The sequence below is a fragment of the Bacillus sp. P4_E1 genome (genome assembly GCF_056401715.1).
The window spans coordinates 1-1,190 of the sequence record NZ_JBFUIV010000060.1; the positions used below are offsets into that span (position 1 = coordinate 1).

The following is a 1,190-nucleotide window of genomic DNA, read 5'->3' on the forward strand; positions in this document are numbered from 1 at the left end:
CGGTATTAGCCCCGGTTTCCCGGAGTTATCCCAGTCTTATGGGTAGGTTACCCACGTGTTACTCACCCGTCCGCCGCTAACTTCATAAGAGCAAGCTCTTAATCCATTCGCTCGACTTGCATGTATTAGGCACGCCGCCAGCGTTCATCCTGAGCCAGGATCAAACTCTCCAATAAAGTTAGTTTGTCTAGCATCTAAAAATAAAAATTGACGTTCACGTTGTTTGTTTCGTTCAGTTTTCAAAGAACTACTTCGCCGCTCAATTGCGACTTCCTTATGTTAACATCTTCGTTTTTCGATGTCAACTAAGTTTTTCAAATTTCTTTTTTGTCGTTTACTGCGTTTCCGCATCAGCGACGTTTATTAATATATCATGCAGTATATGTAGGGTCAATACTTTTTACAAAAAAATTTCACGTCCCGTTAAAAGCTTTAAAAATCATATCTCCTTATCATTTTACTAAGTTTACATACGAGTGAAAATTCTAAATTTTATGTTATATTATTATTATAGGAGCGTGGTGAGAATGAGCATTAAATATTCGAACAAAATCAATAAAATTCGGACCTTTGCATTAAGTTTAGTATTTATCGGCCTCTTCATTGCATACTTAGGAGTCTTTTTCCGTGACAACATTATTATTATGACAACATTTATGATGGTTGGCTTTTTAGCTGTTATCGCTAGTACTGTCGTTTACTTTTGGATTGGTATGTTATCTACTAAGACTGTACAAATTATTTGTCCAAGCTGCGATAAGCCAACAAAAATGCTTGGTCGTGTCGACGCATGCATGCATTGCAACCAACCTTTAACACTGGATCCGAGTTTAGAAGGAAAAGAATTTAATGAGAAGTACAATAAAAAAAGCTATAAAGGATAACACGTACTTTCACTTTAGTATTTTTTCATCCCTATATAATAAAGAAAGAGAGTGACGATCTGCAGTGACCCCTGTCAAGTAGACAGTATTTAAAAAGCGCAACTAAGCAACCTGAGTTCTATATTTATATGGACTCAGGTTATTTAATTTCTTTTGAAATCTTTGATGATTATAAAAGTGCATATATTTACGCACGGCAAGTTTGACCTCATTCGCTTTACGGAAGGAGTATAAATGAAAACACTCTGCCTTAAAGTGACTGAAGAAGTTTTCCATACAAGCATTATCCCAACAGTTGCCTCTTCG

2 protein-coding genes and 1 rRNA gene are annotated in these 1,190 nt (G+C 36.2%); 1 reads left to right on the forward strand and 2 read right to left on the reverse strand.

The features are described from left to right. Nucleotides 1-176 (reverse strand): 16S ribosomal RNA (locus AC1DS7_RS28705); the annotation flags it as partial. A 351-nt stretch (nucleotides 177-527) separates the two neighbouring features. Here AC1DS7_RS28705 and AC1DS7_RS28710 point away from each other — a divergent pair. Then, entirely contained in the window at nucleotides 528-884 is a 357-nt protein-coding gene (locus AC1DS7_RS28710; RefSeq protein WP_002063699.1) for a YgzB family protein, read from the forward strand. A gap of 102 nt (nucleotides 885-986) precedes the next feature. On the opposite strand, the gene AC1DS7_RS28715 is transcribed toward AC1DS7_RS28710, so the two are convergent. Beyond that, the coding region (locus AC1DS7_RS28715) for an IS3 family transposase (protein WP_476998795.1) at nucleotides 987-1,190 on the reverse strand (204 nt) is incomplete at its 5' end.

Coding starts and splice junctions, on each gene's coding strand:
- AC1DS7_RS28710 (WP_002063699.1), top strand. CDS start 528: ATGAGCATTAAATATTCGAACAAAATCAATAAAATTCGGACCTTTGCA.